Below are 15,330 nucleotides of genomic sequence, written 5' to 3' on the forward strand. Positions count from 1 at the left end.
TCCGGGAATCACGCATCAGCCTGCCGTCAGGTTGCGTAAATCCAGACTCAGCCTGCCGTCATCTGATTGCCTCAACTCCAACATACTGTTTTCCGGCAAGGTGATAATGGCTCCCGTATATCGGGCAGCAATCGGCAGCTCCCGCCCGCCACGATCCACCAGTACCGCCAGATCAATACTGGTCGGGCGACCATAATCAAACAGCTCATTTACGGCTGCACGCACCGTCCTGCCGGTGTAAAGCACATCATCCACCAGAATAATACGGCTGTTTTCAACATCGAAAGGAAGCTGAGAGGGCCTAACCTGTGGATGCAGGCCGATTTTACTGTAATCATCCCGGTAAAAAGATATATCCAGCACCCCTACCGGCAGCACAACCCCCAATATCTGATGAATACGCTGAGCCAGCCAGGCACCCCCGGTATGAATTCCCACAATAGCAGTACTCCCGGTTACATCCGGCCGTATTTTTTCAATAAGCTGCACCAGCAGTTGTTCTGCGTCAGGAAGCTGCATGAGATAAATCGAAATAAATTTGGAGGATATGTTGCGCGGCAATCTGATCGAGCATTGGCCGCTGCTTTTTTCTACCGGTGACACCCGCTTCTTCCAGTGCCGAACGTGCGATCACTGTGGTGTAACGCTCATCTGCCATTGCTACCGGAATATCAAACCGCCCTTCCAGCCGCCTGGCAAAACGGCGACACAACTGGGTGATCTCGTGCTCAGTACCGTCAGCATGAACCGACAGCCCCACCACCAGCAAGACCGGCTGCCATGTTTTGATCAGTTCTGCAATTTTCTCGAAACGGGGTTTAGTCATGGCCTGATCGATCGTCGTCAGCGGATGAGCCATCTGCAACTCAAGCTCTCCAATCGCAACACCAATGCGCCGCGTACCAAAATCAAACGCCAGCACCGTACCGGACACCATATTACCAAGCGCATCAGGCATGACCGACGTCACTGGACAGATTATAAAAATTGATTCCCAGCAAGCTCATGACTGCAGGCAATCGTTCTTCAAAGGACAGCTCAAACAATATCTGCGACTGAGCTGGCACCGTCAGCCAGGCATTTTGCGCCAGCTCCTGCTCAAGCTGCCCCGCCGACCAGCCTGAGTAACCCAATGCCACCAGCATTCTTTCCGGCCCCCGGCAATCGGCAACCGCCTGCAAAATATCAATGGAAGATGTCAAACCGATCGACTCATTGGCAGACAGCGTAAACTTCCATGACCCAACCGGTTCATGCAGCACAAACCCGGTGTCAACCTGTACCGGTCCGCCCAGTAATACCGGCGAATTGGAAATCGTCGCATTTTTGGGGGACATTCCCAGTTGGAGCAATAATTTTTCTACCGATAAATCCGTCGAACGATTCACCACCAGACCCAGCGCACCCCGTTCATTATGTTCACAGATATAGGTCAGCGTCCGGGTAAAAAAGGAATCCTCCAGCCCCGGCATGGCAATCAGGAAATGATCGGTAAGATTGATGCTTTGCATTAAGATTGTGCCATCCAGGAACAAATAAGAAATTTCCTCTGACTTCACACCCAATAGGCGGTACGCGTCATGATCCCGGAACTGAACTTCATAACACGCCTGACCGGAGCAGGTAACTGCCCTCCACCGTGCGAAACAGCCATGGTAGCGTGACAGGCCTCATCAGTCTTCATTTGTGTCACAATCGCCCGGCTGCGAACATCCTGATGAGGTAATCGCTGCAGATGATCCGCCAGATGCGCCTCAACCTGGCGCTCGGTTTCTGCCAAAAAACCCAGATTCCATTTATCACCGAGCACACCCGCCACCAGTCCCAGCGCAAACGACCCGCCATACCATAACGGATTCAGGTAACTTTTACGTCCATCCAGTTCCACAATGCGACGCTCCGTCCATGCAAGATGTTCGGTTTCTTCACGCGCCGCCTGATCCAGCGCCTGCCTGACCTGCTCATTACGTGCTGTCAGCGCCTGGCCCTGATACAGTGCCTGAGCACACACCTCACCCACATGATTAATGCGCATAAGCGCAGCAGACTCACGCTTTTCGATCTCACTCAATGCATTCTCGGGCAGATCCTTCCCGGGCACCGGGCGCACAGTATTGGCCGGCGCCAGCAATGTCCGCAAGGCGCTATCAAAACCTATAATCAACTTGTCCACGTTCAGCATAACAACCCCTCCACTCTCCGTTCTCTCCATCCCTGCCTGCTGTTTTTAATCAGCAAACCACCTGGAGACCACACGAACCCTTATTTTATACGCATTTGCCGCGCGAGCAATGTTACCGGATGCAAAACCTCTATATTGATACCCTTCCTCACCAGTCCATTAGCAATATGCAAAGCACAACCGATATTCGCCGTCACCAGACAGTCCGCCCCTGTATGTTCGAAAGCCTGTAATTTTGCATCGAGTAACGATTTTGCAAACTCAGGCTGATCAAGATAATACGTACCGGCAGCGCCGCAACACCGCTCATTTCCGGGGAGTTCCACAACCTCTATTCCCGGGATACGCTGCAACAAAGTATACAGATGCTTTGAGGCGCACAACGTATTACGCAGCGTACAGGGTTCATGCACAGCTACTTTGCGCACCAACGGCTTAAAACTGATTGCATCCCACTCCAGTCCATCGAGAAACTGACTGATATCCATTACCGGCACAGAAAAACCCACACCCGATTGCGATGAATATTCCGCCAGCTGCACACCGCAACCGGAAGCAGTACTGATAATGGTTTGAGCACCTGAATCTTCAAATACACGAAGATTTTGTCGGGCAAACGACCTGGCCATATCGATCCGGCCACTATGCTGATGCAATGCCCCGCAACAGGTCTGCTTACCGGGTACATGTACCGTATAGCCCATCCGGTTAAGCACCTGTATAGATGAAAGCAGCGTTTCGGTATCAATCAGCCGCGCAACACACCCTACAAACAGGGCCACCTCCCCACGTGAGGCGCCTCTGGCCGGGTATTTACGCCGCCATAATGTTCCCGGCAGATTGCGCACTGTCAAAAACAGCAGCGATTGGGCCAGATCATTTTTTCTCAGCATTTCCAATCGCAACAACAATGACAGCAGGCCCATCCTGGTGAGTAAACGCAACATTGGCCGCAGGATATCGAACCGGGCTGGCTGAGCTATCAGCTTCCGCTCAAAGAAATCCCTCAGCCCATTTTTTTTACGCTGATTTACATCTTGCGCAGATGAATGCGCATAAATCATGGCACGCGCACCGTCAATCAGCTGACCATAAGCAACGCTGTTCGGGCAAACCTGCTCACAGGCACGGCAAGTCAGGCACCGATCCATATGCTGAATAAATTTTTCATTCAGAGGAATATGCCCGTTTGCGACTCCACTCATCAGCGCAATCCGCCCACGCGGCGAATCTGCTTCAGAATATGTCAGATGATATGTTGGACAATGCGGCAAGCAAAGCCCGCACGCCACACAACGATTTGCTTCAGCCAGCAGAGCTTCCGCCGGCGAAGCATCCTGATCCTGATCCATATCCCTCTTTGTTTTTAGGTCAACCATTTCAGCGAAATCCGGTTATATAAAATTTGTAACTCACGCCTGCCCAGGCAATTACTGTTGCTCTCCCGATTCTGCCACGATCTTCTTTCTCAAATGCAGCCATATTGCCATTCTATTTACTTCTTGCCATGCAAGATGAAATTGCAATAAAATTAGGGGTTATCGTTAACAAACAACTACTTTTATTACAAGGGGTACCATGGTAGTAGTGAGACTGGCACGAGGTGGTGCCAAGAAGCGTCCTTTTTACAACATGGTCGTGGCTGATTCCCGCAATCGGCGTGACGGAAAATTCATAGAACGTGTCGGGTTCTACAATCCGCGCGCCACGGGTGGAGAAGAAAGTCTGCGCATTCAGATGGATCGCCTGACTTACTGGCAATCCCAGGGAGCACAACTGTCCGATACCGTTTCACGACTTGTCAAACAGTTTGGCAGACAGCAGCAGGCTGCACAACCACAAGGGTGAAACGAGGCTCCTTGAAGCAAAGGAGCCTATGGTCGTGCTGGGTCGGATCATCGGGCCACATGGTATTCGGGGGCAGATAAAGGTTACCCCTTTTACCGAATGTACCGGCGGGCTGATGGAGTACGCCGTGTGGTGGCTGAGTAAAGATGAAAAGAAGTGGCAGGTTGTGCATCCCGTTTCATTTTCCGGCCATAACAACAGTGAGCTCATCGTTAGCCTCAGTGAACACGAAGACCGAACGAGCGCATCTGAATTGAAAGGTTTACTGGTTGCCGTACCACGCAGCCAACTGCCTCTGTTATCAGAAAATGGTGAAGAGGGCTACTATTGGGCGGATCTGATCGGGATGGATGTTGTTAATATTCAGGGGGAATTGTTCGGTACGGCAGCAGGTTTGTTTGAGACTGGTGCAAATGATGTATTACGTGTCCGGCTGTCTGGAGATAACAAAGAAGAATTAATCCCCTTCATTGACCAGGTTATCATGCGTGTAGATCTGAAATCACGACAAATCACGGTAGATTGGGAGCTGGATTACTAAACTTGGTACCATGTCGTTTGAATTTGATGTTATCACGCTACTGCCCGATATGTTTGACGCCGTTACACAGTATGGTGTAACAGGCAGAGCAAATAAAGACAATTTATACCATCTGCACACTTGGAATCCTCGCGACTATGCTGCAAACCGTTACCGGACGGTAGATGATTCGCCTTATGGTGGAGGGCCAGGCATGGTCATGATGGCTGAGCCATTGGGTAAAGCCATTACAGATGCCAAGACCAGACAGGCTGAAAATGGCATTGGAAAGACCAGCGTAATTTATCTTTCACCACAAGGTAAATTACTGAATCATAAAAAAGTTTTGCAAATTTCCGCATTAAATGGAGTAGTGTTACTCTGTGGTCGCTATGAAGGGGTTGATGAAAGGCTAATAGAGGATCAGGTAGATGAAGAAATTTCAATCGGGGATTATGTGATATCCGGTGGAGAGCTGGCAGCAATGGTTTTGATTGATGCCGTGGTAAGACAACTGCCTGGTGCGTTAGGTGATGCGCAATCAGCCGGTCAGGATTCTCACGTTAACCAGCTGCTTGAATACCCGCACTATACCCGACCCGAGATATACAAAGGGAAACCGGTTCCTCGGGTGCTGCTGTCCGGCAACCACGCAAAAATAGAGTGTTGGCGCCTGCAACAGTCAATTGGCAGGACGTGGCTAAAAAGGCCGGATTTACTGGCAGAAAAATATCCGGAAAAGCTCCCGGAAAAGGAAAAGAAGTTACTGGAAGAATTCAGGCAGTTACGGTGTGCAGCAGTTGCTGACCAATCGATGGATAAAATTAAAGAACAGGAGCAATGAAATGAATTTGATAGAACAGCTGGAACGTGAAGAAATTGAAAGACTGGGAAAAATTATTCCTGATTTCTCACCCGGTGACACAATCGTAGTCAATGTAAATGTAGTAGAAGGCGACCGCAAACGTGTTCAGGCTTTTGAAGGAGTTGTTATTGCCAAGCGTAATCGCGGACTTAATTCCTCATTTATTGTCAGAAAAATATCCAGCGGGGAAGCAGTCGAACGCACATTTCAGACTTACTCCCCTCTCATCGCCAGCATGGAAGTTAAACGGCGAGGTGATGTACGTCGAGCAAAACTTTACTATCTGAGAGAGAGATCCGGTAAAGCAGCAAGGATCCGGGAAAAATTGCCAGCCCGTGGTACGCGGCAGGAAAGTGCAGCACAAGAGTAATTCAGCTCTAACAGAGCAAACTCCCTGGCTGTTACAATTTCTCTCCGGCAAAAAGAGCGTTATTCCAGGTACAGTTAACAACTGCACCTGGAATACAGGTCTTTACAGTGCTTTAATATGGACTGAGCACGAGGTGTTCAAGGCACGCCTCTACTACATATATTGAATACGTAAACGAGACCGTGAGTGCCGCACAACACCGCACCTGAAGAACCCGTTTCCGGAAGTTCTCGGCAGAACCCCCTCCCCTATAGTACAGCCAGCTCTCCGCCAGCTATGCCGAATGAAACAATACCACCCAGCGCAAAGCAGGTTGATATCGTAATACCTGTCTACAATGCACCAGTCCTAACCAGGCGTTGTATTGATTCCGTCATTCACCATCTGAGCCCGTCCATACATAAGGTACTTATCCAGGATGACGCATCTGAAAGTGAAACGCGTGAAATGCTGGACCACTTACCCCACCCGTGTGCGAAAGTCTTTCACTCAGAAAAAAATCAGGGGTTCGGCAAGACAGTTAATGCGGCAATCAGTCGGTCAAATGCTTTCTATGTATTTATTCTGAATTCCGATACTGAAGTTAAATCAAATATCCTGCCGTCGCTTTGTGCAGCATTTGATGCAGACCCCGGGCTGGCTGCCATTATCCCCACAGGAAACAGTTACGATAAATTTGATCTGAGCCGTTATACACTGCAGCCTGGAAACTACATTCAGACACATTACCTGCGCGGCCATGCTGTTTTAATACGCCGCGATGTGTTCCTTGCCGTTGGCGGATTTGATTCGATTTTTGGTCGCGGATATTACGAGGACATTGACCTTGGGCGCCGTCTTGATCTTAACGGCTGGCGTTTTGGAGTCCTCCCGGGAGCTTACATTTACCACAAGAAAGGTGGCTCATTCGGCAGCGCCCGTGTACCGCTGGCACGGAAGAATCGGGCTATCTACCTGTCACGTTACCCAAAAGCACAGCGAAACCTCCTGTTACTCACATGGAATGATACCCTGGCCGACCTTGATGAAGAACTGATCAGCACCATGAATAAAATCTTTCATAATGGCGGTTATGTTCACTGGTTAACACCAACCCCGCAAAACCAGCTGCCCTGTTTACAAATGTATAACTACCGTCTGAACTGGTATTCCGTGATCAGAATCCCATTACGAGGCTGGAAACGGGCAGACAGGAAGATCGCTGAAATATGGATTACACCAGATGTCCCCTTCTTGCTGCGCACTTTTCTGACTCTCTGGGGAAAATGTCGGGGAATTAACGTTTTGCTACCCGGGAAAACAGAAAATTAAAGCAGCTACCGACACTCTGCAGCAAGAAATCAGACTGTCTCAAACCGCATGGATTCATTCATCCAGCAGCTTCTTTATTTTCTCTGGCGGCCGCCCCAGTACGGCACTATCACCACGAACCACTATCGGACGCTGAATTAAGTCAGGATTTTCCGCCATCAACCGTAACAGCTCATCGTCACTCGCTGACTCTGAACCCCTGGCAAGCGGCTCATCCGCACGCAACAAACCCTTCACCGGAATACCCAGCTTACGCACCAGTTCACGTAAAACATCAACAGTTAAACGGTCGTTGTAGTAATTAATACTCTCAAACACCTGACCACTTTCACTGAGAATGGTCAGGGCTTCACGACATTTACTGCAGGTGGGTTTTTGATAAATGGTTATTTTATTGCCCATGAATCCAGTCTCACTTGACTCCGCATTCTTTGGAAATCGCATTATAGGCTGCTGTCGATCCTTTCAAACCGAAAGTATCTGTTGTAGCTGTTCCCTGCGAAGAAACCCCGTTTACCACCATCTGGCTGCCGCTGCGTATCGCTGATATCAGCTTGTTATCAGTCGCTGAATCCGGTGCCCAGGCGGTATCATTCTGGGTAAACAGCTTAATACGCTGACTGCCAATGCTGACCGTCACATCACTGTTTGGTTTATACGAATAACCTGCAACAAAGCTGAACACATTTTTACTTTTCTCGGCAGGACGGTGGGTAATTAATGCATAAACCGCCCCACGCTTGGTATAGTTGCCTTCCTCTTTTTTGGGCTTGCCAACCATATAACAGACCTTGCCACCATCTTCGGTATAAACATAGGCCGCCCAATCTTCAAATTCCCCAACCAGCCTGGGATCAGCCGCATAAACCACATTACCCGCCATCAAAGAAATGGCTGACAGCAACAGCACCTTCGAAAATATCCGCCTCATTTCACCAAACTCCATCATTATCAGATCAGAACAGTGACGGCTCAACACCCGGGGCAAGAGCCGCCTATCCCCGAGGTTATCAGTTACATCCTTCCATTTTATAAATGAAATAGCCATTCTGTTTAATCGCTTCAATCACTGCATCAGGTGCTTTCTGGCTATGGCAAAAACGGCATTCTTCACTGGTTACAGTTGCTCCTTCCTCTCCAATCGAAGCAAGCCATTCTTTAGCAAATTCAACTGCTTTTTTGTCATCCCTGACATCGGTAAATACATCAAAATGCATCACATGCCCATCTTTGGCCTTGACGTAAGTGTCATAAACGTGAATCTGCATAAAAACTCTCCTTGATAAGAAATGTTGAGTAACGAAAACACTGAAAATGAACGTTATTATGCCATTTTTCGACGTGCCACGATAACGCCATCCCGCGTTGGGTTAATGAAGCTGTCGAATTCCGTGTCAGCCGAAATCAACCGGTTATGCTCCCTGATTGCCTTCGTCCAATTCGGTCTGGCATCTGCAGCGTCCTCTGCCGCCACACAGCCATGCCACAATACATTGTCGGCAATATACAGGCCACCGGGGCGAATCCGTTCTCTGGCCATCAGCCAGATATCGGGGTATCCGACTTTATTGGCATCGTTGTAGCAGACATCAAAATCCCCTTCTGTCCGGCCAAACACATCCTGAGCATAGCCTGTGCTGAACGTCACCCTCTCCCATAATCCGGCAGCTGCAAGGCACTGTTCCGCTTTGCCCCGATTGCGCGGATTACTGTCTGTACAAATAACCCGCCCATTCGGACCAACCGCCCTGCTGAACCAGTAAGCCGAATATCCGTACCCGCTGCCAAACTCAAATACCCTGCGTGCCCCGATCATTTTTGCGTAAATTTCCAGCGAAACACCAACCAGCCTCCCGATAATCGGGAAATTATTTTCTCGCGCAAACATTTCCATTTCATCCAGAACAGGATGATCAAACTGCTCCGCCAGGGCATACATGTAATGTTCAATAACTGGATTAACGGGTGTCAACATACCTGAGTTACCGGCTTCCCTTATCCTTATTTCAGACCGGCCGCGCCGGAATTTTTCTGATACTTCCGCCAGCAAACGGTTATGGCCGTCACTGTAAGCAGAAATGGCGGAATCCTACCGTATAACAAAAAAGTATCAGTCAATCCGGACATAAAAATAAAAAATACGATTGCACTGCCCAATAAAGCCACCTGGCTCTGCCTGAAGCTCCGGAACCAGCACCATAACAAAAAACCAAAGGCCAATATACCCAGTAATCCGAGATGCATGCCAATTTCGATCAGCTCATTATGAAAATGTGCAGTTTCCTGAAATTCCGGCAGCTTTCTGTAAATTCCCTGTTTATAGGTGGCAATGCTGTCATCGAAATATTTTTCTGCCATACCGGAGCCATGGCCCAGTAAAGGATGCTCGGCAATACCATGCAAACCGACATCCCACATTGCCAGCCGATAGCCCACACTGGTCTGGTAGTACCCCTGCTGAAAAGCATGTAAATCTGCAACAGCCTGCTGCAGCCTGTCGCGAAAAATATCACTGCTGGCAGCAAACAATACCGTCATGGCCATAATTAAAAACAAACCACCTGCCAGCCTTCTCCACGCTATCCGGTATCGTAAAACCATCATCAGCAATAGTGCTGCCTGCGTGGCAATCAGCATACCTCTCGCACTCTGATTGAACTGGAGGAATAACAGCAATATGGCGGTCAGCCATAACAGAACGGACGGCAGTCTTTTCCCTCCTGATAACGTTTCCCAGCCCAGAAAAACCGCCAGAATGACCCCCGCTCCCAAAGCCGACGAATAGGACAGGTAGGACATGTCAAGCAAGGCAATTCCCTGTGTTCCCTGTGTGGCCCACTGATACCCCCCCAAAGCCACTATCCCCAGATAACTGCAAAGGAGCGCCCCGGCTGCCCAGGGCAAACGTTCCTTATTCAAAAGTGAAAACAGGGGAATAAATGTCAGCAGGATAAAGTATTTTCTCCATTTCCCCTGAAAAATGGCAGCAGAATCGCTCCACAGCAGACCAAGCAGCCATAACCCGCAAAAAACGAGAATACCCATGACCAGCGGCTCTTGAAGCAGATCAGAACATCTGGATATTCCTCCATCCATCAGCCAGGCAAAAACCAGCAGACCCATCCCCCAGTATATGAATCCCTTTGGCCACAACGTAAAGCAAAAAAGCACCAGTACAAACCGTATAAATAGTTCGCGCCAGTTCTGTGTAATCCATTCTTCCAAAAAAACTCCTTTACATGTAACGCCCCATGCTCAACCTATTACCGTAGCGCAGAAATAAGGCTTTCATACCTGTGCTATCATGCCCCGAACTGGTGAAACGCGCATGACACCGGCAAAAGCTGCGTTATTATAAAAGCGCAGAATATTCCGGAATGCGGCACTTTACAGTAATATTTACCTGTCTCGCCAACAGAACATCTTGAGCAAATCCCGGTTGTTTCATCACTTTCCGCAAATCCGGCCACTCATTTCAACATCATGAAAACAATTGCCATCATTCCCGCGCGCATGGGTTCTTCGCGTTTTCCCGGCAAGCCTTTGGCGCCACTGCTGGGCCGTACCATGCTGGAGCATGTTTACCAGCGCGTTGCCATGAGCCAGTCGCTCAGCACAACCTATATCGCCACCTGCGATGAGGAAATCCGGCAGGCTGCAGCCGCCTTTGGCGCACCTGTCATCATGACTGCAGATCGCCACGAACGCGCCAGTGACCGCATCGCAGAAGCTGCTGCACACACGGATGCCGATCTGATTGTCATGGTGCAGGGAGATGAACCGATGACGTACCCTGCCATGATTGATGCCGCCATTGCACCTTTTCGCAATGATTCCAGTCTGGAATGTGTCAATCTGACGAAACGTATCGACGATGAAGCTGATTTCCGCAGCCCCAACACCATCAAGGTGGTTATGGATCAGCAGGGAAACGCCCTGTACATGACCCGCCAGCCGGTCCCAACGCTGGCGCCGGATGGTTTTGGTGCAACCGCTGCCTACAAACAGGTGTGTATCATTCCCTTCACTCGCACCTGCCTGATTGAATACAGCCGGCTGCCCCCCACGCCACTGGAAAAACTCGAATCAATCGACATGCTGCGCCTGCTGGAACATGGTCGCCGTGTCAGGATGATAGAAACTGAATATGATACGCAAGCCGTTGATACCGAAGCGGATCTGGCACGCGTTGCAGAATTGATGGCCAACGATCCGCTGCTGGCCAGCTATCAAAAACCCTGAAATCCTACCCGAAATTTTCATGTCACTCAAAACCCGACTCGCCCGCCGTGAACTGACCATTGGTTCATGGGTCACACTTGGGCACCCTTCAGTTGCCGAGATCATGGCTAAAGCCGGTTTCGACTGGCTGGTGCTGGATACCGAACACAGTGTGCTGGAACTCAGTGAAGTACAGGCCCTTATTCAGGTGCTGGATGGACAGCAGTGTCCGGCGATTGTGCGGCTGACTTCCAATCATCCCGACCAGATCAAGCGCGTCATGGATGCCGGTGCCAGCGGAATCATGGTGCCAATGATCAAATCTGCAGAAGATGCTCGCGCTGCAGTCAGTGCTGTCTACTACCCGCCTGAAGGAACACGCGGCGTCGGACTGGCGCGTGCACAGGGTTATGGCGCCAGTTTTCAGGCATACCGGCAATGGCTGCGTGACAGCGCCGTCGTCATCGCGATGATTGAACATATCCAGGCCATCGAACATATCGACGCAATTCTGTCCACCCCTGGTATTGATGCCTACATCATCGGCCCTTACGATTTATCAGGCTCAATGGGACGACCGGGTGAACTGGATCATCCTGATGTACAGGCCGCCATTCAGGTGGTGCTTGAGGCTGGAATCCGTCACCAGACAGCAGGCGGTATTCATGTTGTCGAACCTGATCCGGCACTGCTGCAACAGCGTATCGGGCAAGGTTTCACGTTTCTGGGATACGGCCTGGATATTCGTATGCTTGATTCCCTCTGCCGCACTCATCTGAACCACATCAAAGCATCTTTATGAGCAAAATCGTCGTTTCCACTTCATCCTTCGGCTTCGATCATAATCCGGCCATACAGCAACTGCGTGCACAAGGCTTCACCATCACCGGCAACCCTTACCAGCGCAAGCTCACCGAAGATGAAATTATCGGCCTGCTGGGAAATGACACTGTTGCCCTGCTGGCAGGAGTCGAACCACTGACAGAACGGGTACTGGCCAGCGCCAGCGCTCTGCGGGTGATTGCACGCTGCGGTACCGGGATGGACAGTGTCGATCTGGCAGCTGCCCAACGACGGAACATTAGAGTTTCCAACACACCCGAGGCCCCGGCACAGGCCGTTGCGGAGCTGACACTTGGACTGATGCTCGATTGCCTGCGCCAGATCAATCATACCGATCGTTCCGTGCGCCAGGGAGAGTGGCCACGCTCGCAGGGAAGACTGCTGGCTGCACGTACCGTTGGCATTATCGGGCTGGGGCATATCGGTCGCCGTGTTGCGGCACTGTGCCAGGCATTCGGCGCTAAAGTCATCGCACATGATCCTTATCTGCAACAGGCGCCCTCTGGAATCGAACTCGTTTCCCTGGCTGATCTGCTCGAACAGGCCGACCTCATTACCCTGCACTTACCCTATTCTCCGTCAGTTCACCACCTGATCAGCGCTGATGCCATTGCCCGCATGAAACCGGGGACGATCCTCATCAATGCTGCCCGCGGCGGATTAGTCGATGAGGCCGCCTTATGTGCAGCACTGGATAGCGGCTATATTGAAGCGGCTGCCCTGGACAGTTTTGAACAGGAACCGTATCAGGGCCCGTTGTGCAAGTGTAATCAGGCGATACTGACTTCCCATATTGGCTCGCTTGCACGAGAAACACGGCAGCGTATGGAACTCGAAGCCGCTGAAAATCTGCGAAAAGGGCTCATCGAAGCAGGGTTGATCAATGCATGAAGGAATACAGCCCGGACAAACAGCCGTTGTACTGGGAGCAGGCGGGTTTCTGGGCAGCCATGTCGCTGATGCCCTGTCCAATGCCGGTTATCAGGTACGGCTGTTTGATCGCCATCCTTCGCCGTTCCGGCACCCCGATCAGGAAATGATTACCGGCGACCTGATGGACATCAATCAGGTCATCAGGGCTGTCGAGGGGGCAACGACAGTTTACAACTTTGCTGCCATCGCTGATATCGACGAAGCCAATGACAACCCGCTGGGCACTGCAAATATCAATGTGATCGGTAACATGCACGCGCTGGAAGCAGCCCGGATCACCGGTGTCCGCCGTTTCATCTTTGCCAGCAGCATTTATGTTTACTCGGAATCCGGTTCCTTCTACCGCGCCAGCAAACAGGCTGCCGAGCGCTTCACTGAGACCTACCATGAACGCTACGGGCTGGAATACACTATTCTGCGCTACGGCTCGCTCTACGGCCGCCGTTCCGACAGGCGTAATGGCATCTACCGCATGCTGTATGAAGCCATACAAAACCATTCTGTCACTTATCACGGCAGCGGTGATGCGATCCGGGAATATATTCATGTCGAAGATGCCGCCCGCATGAGTGTGCAGGTGCTTGCTCCGGAATTTGCCAACCGCCACCTGATCCTGACCGGGCAGGAAAAAATGCGTATCCGCGATGTTATGACCATGATCTCGGAAATGATGCCATGGGATGTTGCACTGCATTTCGATCAGGACAAACCGGGGCACCATTACCAGATTACGCCGTACGCATTTCAGCCGCGCATTGGCCGCAAGCTGGTGCTTAATGAACATGTCGACCTGGGCCAGGGGTTGCTTGACTGTATCCAGGAAATTCACCAGCAGATCAATCATGGTGATACAGCAGAGAATGATGCCATTCCCTCTTCTACCGATAATCAGGCATGAACACAAACAGAAACATAACAGCCCGGCCTGCTGATTACTGGCAGGCTATCATCTTTGATTTCGATGGTGTCATCGTAGAATCCGGTGACATCAAAGCGCAAGCCTTTGCCGATCTGTACCGGCATCATGGTGATGCCATCGCACAGGCAGCCGTGGATTACCACCGCGCCAATGGCGGTATGTCACGCTACCTTAAATTTCACTATTTCCAGCAGAATCTGCTGAACAATCCCCCGCTCACCAGAGAAGAAGAACAGGAGCTGGACCGGCAATTTTCCGAACTGGTCATGAACGCGGTCATTGCCTGCCAGCCGGTTGCAGGCGCGGAAGCATTGCTGAATAAAATGGCAAACCAGATCCCATTGTTCGTTGCCTCCGGCACCCCGGAAAACGAGTTACAGGTCATTGTCGAACGGCGCGGGTTATCCTGCTACTTTACTGAGGTACGCGGCTCTCCCCGACTTAAGGAAAATCTGGTGGCTGACATTCTGTCCGCTTACCCGCTTGACCCCGGACGCGTACTGATGATTGGGGATGCACTGGTCGATTATGAAAGTGCACATCAAAACGGTATCGTATTTCTGGGTCGCGTCCGCCCGGGCGATATCAACCCTTTTCCCGAACCCGTCGAAACCGTATCTGACCTGTGTCCACTGACCACCTGATCAAACGCCATACTTTCAGTGACCTGACCTCGTTATCGGAAGCACTGGCCCGGTCTGCCGCCATCACACTGCGCAATGCGATTGCACAACACGGCCAGGCCAGCCTGGTCGTTCCCGGCGGACACACGCCCGCTACTTATCTTCCCCGGCTGGCACAAATGGATCTTCCCTGGCAGCAGGTTTTCATCACGCTGAGTGATGAACGCTGGGTTGAACCTACCAGCGAGCAATCCAACGAGCGACTGGTACACGAACATTTTTTGCAGCATATGCCGCGGCAACCCCGCTTCATCCCCCTCAAAACTGAATGTGCTCACCCTGATCAGGCTATCACCGGCCTCAATGAACGCCTGTTCGGATTACCGTTGCCATTCAGCCTTGTTATCCTTGGTCTGGGAACGGACGGTCACATCGCTTCCCTGTTTCCCGGCATGACGCTGGATATGAACTCAGCCAGCCTGTGCCAGACCGCCACACCACCAGCGGCACCCTCCCTGCGTATCAGCCTGAGCCTGCGTGCACTCGTCAACAGTGAACGTATCGTACTGGTCATCTCAGGGAAGGAAAAAAGGCAACGGGTTGACCGGCTCATTGCGTTACCCGACCCAAATATACCGTTTGTCCGGCTCATGCAGCTGAAACCGGTGGAGTTATTCGAAACGGACTCATAACGC

At 51.0% G+C, this 15,330-nt stretch carries 21 protein-coding genes; 11 read left to right on the plus strand and 10 right to left on the minus strand.

From position 1 onward, the window contains the following. Positions 1 to 15 precede the first annotated feature (15 nt). From pyrR to IT527_RS07925, 5 genes are all read right to left on the minus strand, one after another. Positions 16 to 519: a bifunctional pyr operon transcriptional regulator/uracil phosphoribosyltransferase PyrR gene (pyrR, locus tag IT527_RS07905; protein ID WP_292967988.1), complete on the minus strand. Its 504-nt coding sequence runs from the start codon at positions 517 to 519 to the stop codon at positions 16 to 18. After that, positions 506 to 958, minus strand: coding sequence for a Holliday junction resolvase RuvX (ruvX, locus tag IT527_RS07910; RefSeq protein ID WP_292967989.1), 453 nt, complete (start codon positions 956 to 958; stop codon positions 506 to 508). The genes pyrR and ruvX overlap by 14 nt, the downstream gene beginning before the upstream one ends. After that, the gene (locus tag IT527_RS07915) at positions 951 to 1,511 is read right to left on the minus strand and encodes a YqgE/AlgH family protein (RefSeq protein ID WP_292967990.1); all 561 of its coding nucleotides are present in this window, start codon (positions 1,509 to 1,511) and stop codon (positions 951 to 953) included. Before IT527_RS07915 ends, ruvX begins: the two co-directional genes overlap by 8 nt. A gap of 44 nt (positions 1,512 to 1,555) precedes the next feature. Then, entirely contained in the window at positions 1,556 to 2,182 is a 627-nt protein-coding gene (coq7, locus tag IT527_RS07920; RefSeq protein WP_292968041.1) for a 2-polyprenyl-3-methyl-6-methoxy-1,4-benzoquinone monooxygenase, read from the minus strand. A gap of 80 nt (positions 2,183 to 2,262) precedes the next feature. Then, a complete protein-coding gene (locus tag IT527_RS07925; RefSeq protein WP_292967991.1) occupies positions 2,263 to 3,534 on the minus strand; it encodes a (Fe-S)-binding protein in 1,272 nt (423 codons plus the stop codon). A 226-nt stretch (positions 3,535 to 3,760) separates the two neighbouring features. Between IT527_RS07925 and rpsP the strand changes: the two genes are divergently transcribed. From rpsP to IT527_RS07950, 5 genes are all read left to right on the plus strand, one after another. After that, on the plus strand, positions 3,761 to 4,030 hold the full coding sequence (rpsP, locus tag IT527_RS07930; RefSeq protein WP_292967992.1) for a 30S ribosomal protein S16: 270 nt from the start codon (positions 3,761 to 3,763) through the stop codon (positions 4,028 to 4,030). Between the two features lie 28 nt (positions 4,031 to 4,058). Beyond that, positions 4,059 to 4,571 (plus strand): ribosome maturation factor RimM, encoded by a 513-nt coding sequence (gene rimM, locus IT527_RS07935; RefSeq protein WP_292967993.1) that lies wholly within the window; start codon positions 4,059 to 4,061, stop codon positions 4,569 to 4,571. A gap of 10 nt (positions 4,572 to 4,581) precedes the next feature. Beyond that, positions 4,582 to 5,394 (plus strand): tRNA (guanosine(37)-N1)-methyltransferase TrmD, encoded by an 813-nt coding sequence (gene trmD, locus IT527_RS07940; protein ID WP_292967994.1) that lies wholly within the window; start codon positions 4,582 to 4,584, stop codon positions 5,392 to 5,394. Position 5,395: 1 nt separating this feature from the next. Next, positions 5,396 to 5,785 (plus strand): 50S ribosomal protein L19, encoded by a 390-nt coding sequence (rplS, locus tag IT527_RS07945; protein WP_292967995.1) that lies wholly within the window; start codon positions 5,396 to 5,398, stop codon positions 5,783 to 5,785. A gap of 276 nt (positions 5,786 to 6,061) precedes the next feature. Beyond that, a complete protein-coding gene (locus tag IT527_RS07950; protein ID WP_292967996.1) occupies positions 6,062 to 7,096 on the plus strand; it encodes a glycosyltransferase family 2 protein in 1,035 nt (344 codons plus the stop codon). Between the two features lie 54 nt (positions 7,097 to 7,150). Here the strand turns inward: IT527_RS07950 and IT527_RS07955 are convergent, their stop codons facing one another. The 5 genes from IT527_RS07955 to IT527_RS07975 all read right to left on the minus strand — a co-directional run bounded on the left by IT527_RS07955 (position 7,151) and on the right by IT527_RS07975 (position 10,219). Continuing rightward, positions 7,151 to 7,498 carry an arsenate reductase family protein gene (locus tag IT527_RS07955; RefSeq protein WP_292967997.1) on the minus strand — a complete coding sequence of 116 codons (348 nt, stop codon included), beginning with the start codon at positions 7,496 to 7,498 and terminating at the stop codon, positions 7,151 to 7,153. Positions 7,499 to 7,508: 10 nt separating this feature from the next. Continuing rightward, a complete protein-coding gene (locus tag IT527_RS07960; protein ID WP_292967998.1) occupies positions 7,509 to 8,027 on the minus strand; it encodes an invasion associated locus B family protein in 519 nt (172 codons plus the stop codon). Between the two features lie 79 nt (positions 8,028 to 8,106). Further along, the gene (locus IT527_RS07965; RefSeq protein WP_292967999.1) at positions 8,107 to 8,364 is read right to left on the minus strand and encodes a DUF2024 family protein; all 258 of its coding nucleotides are present in this window, start codon (positions 8,362 to 8,364) and stop codon (positions 8,107 to 8,109) included. 56 nt (positions 8,365 to 8,420) lie between these two features. Then, positions 8,421 to 9,071, minus strand: coding sequence for an O-methyltransferase (locus IT527_RS07970; protein ID WP_292968000.1), 651 nt, complete (start codon positions 9,069 to 9,071; stop codon positions 8,421 to 8,423). A 26-nt stretch (positions 9,072 to 9,097) separates the two neighbouring features. Next, positions 9,098 to 10,219: an O-antigen ligase family protein gene (locus IT527_RS07975; RefSeq protein WP_292968001.1), complete on the minus strand. Its 1,122-nt coding sequence runs from the start codon at positions 10,217 to 10,219 to the stop codon at positions 9,098 to 9,100. Between the two features lie 360 nt (positions 10,220 to 10,579). Between IT527_RS07975 and IT527_RS07980 the strand changes: the two genes are divergently transcribed. From IT527_RS07980 to pgl, 6 genes are read left to right on the plus strand one after another with little or no spacing between them, the layout of a single operon-like run. Next, positions 10,580 to 11,338: a 3-deoxy-manno-octulosonate cytidylyltransferase gene (locus tag IT527_RS07980; protein WP_292968002.1), complete on the plus strand. Its 759-nt coding sequence runs from the start codon at positions 10,580 to 10,582 to the stop codon at positions 11,336 to 11,338. A 19-nt stretch (positions 11,339 to 11,357) separates the two neighbouring features. Next, complete coding sequence (locus IT527_RS07985) at positions 11,358 to 12,119, plus strand: aldolase/citrate lyase family protein (RefSeq protein ID WP_292968003.1); 762 nt, start codon at positions 11,358 to 11,360, stop codon at positions 12,117 to 12,119. Beyond that, positions 12,116 to 13,051: a phosphoglycerate dehydrogenase gene (locus tag IT527_RS07990; protein WP_292968004.1), complete on the plus strand. Its 936-nt coding sequence runs from the start codon at positions 12,116 to 12,118 to the stop codon at positions 13,049 to 13,051. Before IT527_RS07985 ends, IT527_RS07990 begins: the two co-directional genes overlap by 4 nt. Continuing rightward, positions 13,044 to 13,991, plus strand: coding sequence for an NAD-dependent epimerase/dehydratase (locus IT527_RS07995; protein WP_292968005.1), 948 nt, complete (start codon positions 13,044 to 13,046; stop codon positions 13,989 to 13,991). Before IT527_RS07990 ends, IT527_RS07995 begins: the two co-directional genes overlap by 8 nt. Further along, positions 13,988 to 14,656 carry an HAD family hydrolase gene (locus tag IT527_RS08000; protein ID WP_292968006.1) on the plus strand — a complete coding sequence of 223 codons (669 nt, stop codon included), beginning with the start codon at positions 13,988 to 13,990 and terminating at the stop codon, positions 14,654 to 14,656. The genes IT527_RS07995 and IT527_RS08000 overlap by 4 nt, the downstream gene beginning before the upstream one ends. Beyond that, the gene (gene pgl / locus IT527_RS08005; RefSeq protein ID WP_292968007.1) at positions 14,638 to 15,327 is read left to right on the plus strand and encodes a 6-phosphogluconolactonase; all 690 of its coding nucleotides are present in this window, start codon (positions 14,638 to 14,640) and stop codon (positions 15,325 to 15,327) included. The genes IT527_RS08000 and pgl overlap by 19 nt, the downstream gene beginning before the upstream one ends. Positions 15,328 to 15,330: the final 3 nt, after the last annotated feature.

The organism is Nitrosomonas sp. (genome assembly GCF_020852615.1).
Taxonomy (GTDB): Bacteria; Pseudomonadota; Gammaproteobacteria; order Burkholderiales; family Nitrosomonadaceae; genus Nitrosomonas.